The sequence below is a fragment of the Ureibacillus galli genome, from assembly GCF_014836845.1.
GTDB classification, from domain to species: Bacteria; Bacillota; Bacilli; order Bacillales_A; family Planococcaceae; genus Ureibacillus; species Ureibacillus galli.
The window spans coordinates 1-7,874 of sequence record NZ_JACSQA010000051.1 but is presented as its reverse complement, the minus strand read 5'-3'; the positions used below and the strand labels follow the sequence as shown (position 1 = coordinate 7,874).

The 7,874-nt window shown below is 37.3% G+C and carries 7 protein-coding genes; 2 read left to right on the top strand and 5 right to left on the bottom strand.

Features of this window, described 5'->3' with window-relative positions:
* Positions 1-115: 115 nt before the first annotated feature.
* From H9636_RS18565 to H9636_RS18550, 4 genes are all read right to left on the bottom strand, one after another.
* Entirely contained in the window at positions 116-1,174 is a 1,059-nt protein-coding gene (locus tag H9636_RS18565) for an Mrp/NBP35 family ATP-binding protein (protein WP_191709043.1), read from the bottom strand.
* Between the two features lie 77 nt (positions 1,175-1,251).
* Positions 1,252-1,965 (bottom strand): N-acetylmuramoyl-L-alanine amidase, encoded by a 714-nt coding sequence (locus H9636_RS18560; protein ID WP_191709042.1) that lies wholly within the window; start codon positions 1,963-1,965, stop codon positions 1,252-1,254.
* Between the two features lie 175 nt (positions 1,966-2,140).
* Complete coding sequence (locus tag H9636_RS18555) at positions 2,141-3,964, bottom strand: ABC transporter ATP-binding protein (RefSeq protein ID WP_191709041.1); 1,824 nt, start codon at positions 3,962-3,964, stop codon at positions 2,141-2,143.
* Positions 3,957-5,696: an ABC transporter ATP-binding protein gene (locus H9636_RS18550; RefSeq protein WP_191709040.1), complete on the bottom strand. Its 1,740-nt coding sequence runs from the start codon at positions 5,694-5,696 to the stop codon at positions 3,957-3,959. Before H9636_RS18550 ends, H9636_RS18555 begins: the two co-directional genes overlap by 8 nt.
* A gap of 154 nt (positions 5,697-5,850) precedes the next feature.
* Between H9636_RS18550 and H9636_RS18545 the strand changes: the two genes are divergently transcribed.
* Both H9636_RS18545 and H9636_RS18540 read left to right on the top strand, forming a co-directional pair.
* Positions 5,851-6,711: a carbon-nitrogen hydrolase family protein gene (locus tag H9636_RS18545; protein ID WP_191709039.1), complete on the top strand. Its 861-nt coding sequence runs from the start codon at positions 5,851-5,853 to the stop codon at positions 6,709-6,711.
* Positions 6,712-6,735: 24 nt separating this feature from the next.
* Complete coding sequence (locus H9636_RS18540; RefSeq protein WP_191709038.1) at positions 6,736-7,404, top strand: GNAT family N-acetyltransferase; 669 nt, start codon at positions 6,736-6,738, stop codon at positions 7,402-7,404.
* 59 nt (positions 7,405-7,463) lie between these two features.
* On the opposite strand, the gene H9636_RS18535 is transcribed toward H9636_RS18540, so the two are convergent.
* The gene (locus H9636_RS18535; protein ID WP_191709037.1) at positions 7,464-7,727 is read right to left on the bottom strand and encodes an alpha/beta-type small acid-soluble spore protein; all 264 of its coding nucleotides are present in this window, start codon (positions 7,725-7,727) and stop codon (positions 7,464-7,466) included.
* Positions 7,728-7,874 lie beyond the last annotated feature (147 nt).

Sequence of the window (7,874 nt, the reverse complement as noted above, 5' to 3'; positions counted from 1 at the left end):
CAGAAACTATTACTTTTATTTTAAAAGAAAAAAGACTGTAGGCAAACTCGAAATTTCGAGTTTGTCTACAGTCTGAGCGGATTGCATGAAAGCAATCCGCTTTTTTTAAGCATTTTTATTTAGATAATTTATCGATAATTTTTTGAGCAGCATCTAAATAGATCTTACCTGTTGGATGATCTTCTTCATAAACGGAAGGTGCAAAGTCTTCATTTGACCAATCTGGTTGTCCAAGCGGAATTTGTCCTAATAAATCTGTTCTTAATTCATCAGCGAGTTTAGGACCTCCACCTTTTCCAAAAACATATTCGCGTTCCCCAGTTGTTTTTGATTCAAACCAAGCCATATTTTCAATAACCCCTAAAATATCATGGTTCGTTTGTAATGCCATAGCTCCTGCACGTGCTGCTACAAAGGCAGCTGTTGGGTGTGGCGTTGTTACAATAATTTCTTTCGATGACGGTAACATTTGGTGAATATCTAATGCCACATCACCAGTTCCAGGTGGTAAGTCTAATAATAAGTAGTCAATGTCTCCCCATTCTACATCACGGAAGAATTGATCTAATACTTTTCCAAGCATTGGCCCACGCCATACAATAGGAGCATTATTTTCAACGAAGAATCCCATTGAAATTACTTTTACCCCTTTACGCTCAACAGGGTAAATACGGTCTTCTTTCACTACAGGCATATCTTGAATTCCCATCATATCAGGGACACTAAAACCATAAATATCCGCATCGATTAAACCAACTTTTTTGCCAAGTCGAGCTAACGCTACAGCTAAGTTTACAGATACTGTAGATTTCCCAACCCCACCTTTACCAGATGCGATGGCAATAAATTGAACTGTTGATAGCGGTGACAATAAATCGTGGACTTCAGCTTCAGTAGCTTGACCACGGAAACTATCTAAAACTTCCGGTGATAACTCTTCAAAACGGATACCTACAGAACTTGCTCCAGCCTCTTTTAGCACTTCTACAATTTTCATTTGTAGTTGCATTTGTTCTGGTGTGTTTGTTTTAGCAATTGCTACTTTCACACTTACATGATTTTTCTCTTCTTTAATGGATACGTTTGTAATACCATTTGTTTCTGCAAACGTTCTATGTAAAAAAGGATCTTGTAATTGTCCTAATATTTCACGGACTTGTTGTTCATTTATCACTTGAAACACTCCCCTATATTTGCTTCCAATGTTAGTATATCACACAGCTTATTTATTTATAGTGATTGGCATTTTCATTATTCGAATTCTAAATTAACGTAACTTTCAATTCCATCTACAATAGCATTGGCCATCTTATCTTGATAATCTTCACTCGCTAATAGCTCGCGCTCCTCACTATTGCTCAAGAAACCAGTTTCTACTAATACGGCTGGTACTTCCGCCTTTTTCAAAAGATAAATTTGTTTAATCGCTAATGCTTCACGTTCTGTATTTTGTAGTGAATCTTTGATTGTTGTTTGAATCGATTTAGCTAATAGCTCGCTATTAGGATGTCCATCTTTATGATAAAAAACTTGAGCTCCTCGCCACTTTTCCTCAGGAATCGCATTAGCATGAATCGTTACAAAAATATCGGGTTGATTAGACTTTACTAAATTAGACCGTAAAAAAATATCTTGCTTTTTTCTTTCCCGCAATGTTGAAAACTCTTCACTTGGTGCATGTTCTTCCAAAGCATCTCCATCTGTCGAACGTGTTAAAACCACCTCAGCTCCTAAACGCTTTAGTTGCTTCGCCACTTTTTGAGTAATGGCAAGCGTTACATCCTTTTCAACTACTTCACCTGATGAAGCACCTCCATCAATCCCTCCATGCCCAGCATCGAGAACAATCTTCACCCCACCTAATGGTTCTGGTAAAAAGAAACTTCGGTCTGATGCGCTTGTCTCATACACGACCAGACCTAAACAACCTAATAAAATAACACCTAGTGCAATCCATCGTTTCAAACTCTGACACCGCCTTTTGCAACCTTTTGCACTACTATACGCTGAAATTTGGACATGTATGCTTAAAGTTTCAAATCGGTTTTGAAAAGTAACGAAACCGCACTATAAAAATGAACCTTTTCCTAAATATAAAAACTGCCCAACTTCATAAAAAGTTGGACAGTTCAATTGTTTATTAAGATTGGACTTGTAATTGATGTTGTAAAGTTGCGTAAAAACCGTTTTGATTCATTAACGAATCATGGTTCCCTTGTTCAAGAATGGATCCATCTTTAATGACTAAAATTTGATCCGCGTTTTCAATCGTTTTTAAACGGTGAGCAATAACAAAGCTAGTACGACCTTGCATTAAATTAGTTAACCCTTTTTGTATTTGAACTTCCGTCATCGTATCAACGCTAGATGTTGCTTCATCCAAAATTAAAATATCTGGATCTTCTAAAATGGCACGAGCAATTGCGATTAATTGGCGTTGTCCTTGACTTAAGTTCATCCCACCAGAAACTAACATTGTCTCATAACCCATCGGTAAATATTTAATAAAATTGTGGGCGTAGGCAATTTTTGCAGCTTGCTCTACTTCTTCATCAGTAGCGTTAAGTTTTCCAAAACGGATATTTTCTCGAACGGTACCTGAAAATAAATACGTATCTTGTAAAACAACACCGATATGGTCACGTAAGTTTTCCATTTGATATCGTTGGATGTTTTGACCGTCTATTAAAATTTCTCCGCTATTTACTTCATAGAAACGATTCAATAATTGTATAATTGTCGTTTTCCCCGAACCTGTAGGGCCAACTAAAGCGATGGTTTCCCCCGCCTTTGCATGGAATGAAATTTGATCAAGTACAGGCTTGTCCTTTTGATAGTAAAATTGAACTTGGCGGAACTCTACATCCCCTTCCAATTTACTTTTAGCAATCGCATCAGATTGATCCTCTACTTCACCCTGTTCTTCTAAAATTTCAAATACCCGCTCTGCCCCAGCAATAGCTGACTGGAATGTATTGAATAAGTTCGATAATTGGTTGATAGGTCGGAAAAATTGCCTTGTATACGTCACAAAAGATGCAATGATCCCAACCGTTACAAGACTATTACTTAATGCCAATATCGCTCCAACACCGATGACTAATCCGATGCCTAAGTTATTAATAAAGTTATTCGTTGGTCCGAGCAATCCAGATATCATCTCTGCTTTTAAAGCCGACGTTCGAAGTCTTTCATTCGCTGCTTTAAATTGGGCAATCGTTTGCTCTTCCTTTCCAAATATTGTTGTAATATTGGAATTGGAAATCGTCTCTTCAATAAACCCATTTAAATTTCCTAAATCTCTTTGTCGTTCCTTATAATTTTTGCTACTGCTTTTAATAATTTTTTTCGTCGACCATAAAATAAATGGGATAACCATTAACGTAACTATTGCCAATACCCAGTTTAAGAAAAACATCGCAATCGCTGTTCCGACTACATTTAAAACCGTAGAAATAATTTGAATGACACTTTGGGATAAAGCCGCGTTTAAATTCTCAATATCATTGGTCATTCGACTCATTAAATCTCCTTGTTGACGTTTGTCAAAAAAGGATAGCGGTAATGATTGGAACTTCTCGAACAAATGTTGACGAAGTTGGCGAATTGTTTTTTGGGAAACTCGAATCATAATAAAGGTTTGCAACCAAGTAAATAGGGCGCCGACAATATAAATCCCAGCAAGTAACAAGGTCATTCGAACTGTACCGCTAAGATCTTCTTTTAAAATATACTCATCAATGATGAAGCCAATTAAAAGCGGTCCTAACAACCCTAATAATGTTGAAAAAATAACAAATATAACCGCGCTTATCATTCCAATTCGTTGATTTTTCAAGTAGGACCATATTCGTCTAATCGTTCCTTTTTGATCCTTTGGTTTTTCTGCAGGTCCATTAAATCTCGGTCCCGGATGTCTTCCAATTGGAGGTGGTCCAGCTTGTCTTTCAGATGATTTATTCATTGAACGTCCCTCCTCTTACAACTTGAGTCGACACAATTTCTTGATAGGCTTCATTTGTTGCAATCAATTGTTCGTGTGTTCCTTTTCCAACTATACAACCATCATCCAACACTAAAATCGTATCGGCATGGCGTATAGAGGAAATTTTAGAAGAGACAATAAACTTTGTACTCTCTTTAAAACGATTGGCAATCGCCTGTTGAATTCTCTTTTCTGAAATACTATCTACAGCAGAAGTTGTATCATCAAGAATTAAAATAGCTGGCTTTCGAATAAAGGCCCTAGCCATTGCTAAACGTTGCTTTTGTCCACCTGATAAGTTGGTTGCGCCTTGCGTGACAAAGTGTTGTTCCTTATCCTCGAACTTTTCAACAAATTCCAATGCACAAGAGGACTCTAATGCTTCTATTAACTGTTCTATGGATGCCTCATCTCGCCCATATTTTACATTCTCTTCAATTGTTTTTGAAAATAATGTTGCCTTTTGGGGAGCAAATCCAATTGCTTTACGTAACGTTGACAAATCATATTCGGCGATTGGTTTACCATCTATTTTCACTACACCTTGATCCGCATCAAATAATCTCGGTATTAACTGAACAATCGTTGATTTCCCACTACCCGTCATCCCAATAATCCCAATTGTGTCACCGGGCTCTGCTCGGAACGAAATATTTTTTAACACAGGTTCATTGTTTTTGTTATAGGCAAAACTAACATTTTCAAACGCCACTTCTCCTTTTATTGGAGCGATGACTGGGTTGTGTATATTATTAATTTCAGGCTTTTCTTCTAACACTTCAACGATACGATTGGCACTTGGAATTGCCCGGGCAATTTGCATTAACACATTGGACGAGCTCATAAGCCCACCCATAATCATCATTAAATAGTTAATGAATGCTAAAATCATCCCTACTTCAATCGTGTCGTTTTCCACTTTAATGGCACCTAACCATAATGCGAGAATAATTCCTATGTTTACGACAAAAGCTGTTAAAGGCATTAAAATTCCAATCATTTGGTCCGCATGAATATTCCGTTTCATCAATGTTCCATTTACCGCTGTAAACTGGTCGATTTGATGTTTTTTACGATTATAAGCTTTAATTACACGTATACCCGCCAAGTTTTCCTGTACCTTCGTATTAACTCCATCGACTGCTTCTTGAACTTTTAAAAACAACTTCCCGGATAACTTCGTGAAAAAGAAAATAGCTAGGGCTAATATCGGCACAACAAATAATAAAATAGGGAAAAGCTCTCGTGCAGTGATAAACACTATGACGATTGCACCGATAAAGGTTAACGGTCCACGAACAAAGATTTTTAATAGCATTAATAAAGCCCTTTGGAGCATTTCTACATCACTTGTAATATTCGTGATTAATTTCCCTAATGTAAAACGGTCTTTATTACTATTCGAAAAATATGTAATTGTTTCATATAAATCTTGTCGAATATCCGTTGCAAAATTAATCGCTGTCTTAGATGCATAAATTCCACAACCGACTCCGCCTAATAAACCTACGACCGCGGATAACACCATGAATATAAACATTTTAATGACATACGGTTTATCATTTTCTGCAATACCACTATCTATTATATGTTGCATAATCGTTGGTTGGATTAAATCCATTGATACCTCAATTACCATCATGATGGGTGCTATAATGGCAAATAATAAATAAGGCTTTATGTATTTTGTTAGCTTAAACACTGACTGCATCTACGTATGCGCCTTCTTTCCATTACATTCTATTTGTCATACTACTTCTAAATTGATGGGGGTGCAATAAAAAGCTGAAGAAAGCAATCTAACTTTTTCACGTCTTTCTAGTCATATGCTACTATAGAAATAAAAGAAAAATTGGAGGTATTTTATGAAGTTACGAGTGTCTGCCGTTCAATATCATCTACATACAATTGAGTCCTTTGAAGATTTCGCCCATCAAAGTGAACACTATATTAAAGCGGCATTAGAATTTGAAACGGAATTTATTTTATTCCCAGAATTTTTCACAACACAACTGCTCTCTATTAAAGGAGAAAATGGGAAACCGTTAACGATTAATGACCTACCTTCCTTTACAGAACAATACCGTACGTTATTCTCTCAATTTGCAAAAAAATACAACATTCATATTATCGCAGGAACACACGTCATCGATGTTGATGGTAAGTTACGTAATACCGCCCATTTGTTTTATCCAGACGGAACAATCGGAACTCAAGCTAAACTTCATATTACCCCTACAGAAGTCGATGAATGGAATATGTCACCAGGGGAAGGTCTCGAAGTATTTGAAACGGAAAAGGGTACAATTGCAATTTTAACTTGTTACGATATCGAGTTTCCTGAAATTGTGCGTATGGCAAAGGCAAAAGGAGCAGATGTTATTTTCTGTCCTTCCTGTACGGATGACCGCCATGGTTTCCACCGTGTTCGTTATACAAGCCATGCACGCGCTATTGAAAACCAAGTGTATGTCGTACTTACTGGTACAGTCGGTGCACTGCCTACTGTTGATTTTATGAGGGCAAATTTCGGGCAAGCGGCTATCATTACGCCAAACGATGTTCCTTTCCCTCCAAAAGGACTGTTAGCAGAAGGAGAAATCAATCATGACATGCTGGTTACAGCGGATTTGGATTTAGAACTTCTTTATCAAGTTCGAGAAAAGGGATCTGTGACAACTTGGCGTGACCGACGAGTAGACTTATATCCGGATTGGGAAAAATAATTTCGTGTATAGGGGGAAAGGTGAATGTATCGAAACGAACAATGGCTTTTCGATAACGGAAAACCTATAAAAATAACCGTTCGAAATTATACTAAAGAAGATTTTGATGAATTAATCGATATTCAAGCAGAATGTTTTCCACCCCCTTTTCCATCGGAGTTATGGTGGAATAAGGAGCAGTTATCAAATCATATTTCGTTATTCCCAGATGGAGCATTATGTATTGAAATGAAAGGGAAAGTTGTTAGCTCGATAACAGGTGTTTGCATCAACTTCGACCCTTCCCATCCATCCCACACATGGGCAGAAGCGACTGATAACGGGTATATTAGAAATCATGACCAAAAGGGAAATACTCTTTATATAGTAGATATTAGTGTTCGTCCTTCATTTCGCTCTCTCGGATTAGGAAAAATAATGATGCAAGCGATGTATCAAGTAGTAGTAGAAAAAGGACTCAATCGACTTCTAGGTGGGGGTCGCATGCCTAACTATCATCAATATGCGGATCAATTTTCTGCTAACGAATATGTGGAACGAATAGTAAGCGGAGAAATATATGATCCGGTTATTTCCTTTTTGCTACGTTGCGGACGTGTCCCTATTGCAGTCGTAGATAACTACTTAGATGATGAAGAATCTCTCCATTATGGTGTATTAATGGAGTGGAAAAATCCGTTTAAAAGGATTTGAAAATAGTTAAAGAAAAGGCTCGTTTCCTTATGTGGAAACTGCCTTTTCATTGTATATTGTTATTGTTGTTTTTTACTTAAATTTTCTTGTGCCATTTTCACTAATTCTTTAACCATATTACCACCTAATCTACCGCCTACTTTCCCGGCTTCTTCCGATGTCAGTTTTCCGTTATACCCTTCTTTTAAAGGTACGCCCACTTCTTCGGCGATTTCAAACTTCGCTCGTTCCGGATCACTCGTTCCAGCTACCTTTGCTTTAAGTTGGTCAAGTCCTTGTCGAGCTTCAGGAACTAATATTTTATTCCGATTCCTTCGTGCCATTCCATTCCCTCCTTTGTTTTTATCATGTCCCGAAATTCGATTAAACATGTTGTTAGACGAATGAAAAAAGAAAAAGAGGCTGGGACATAACTAGCTTCAAATAGTGAGAAAGGTGAATTTGATGAAACTCAAATTCACCTTTCTCTA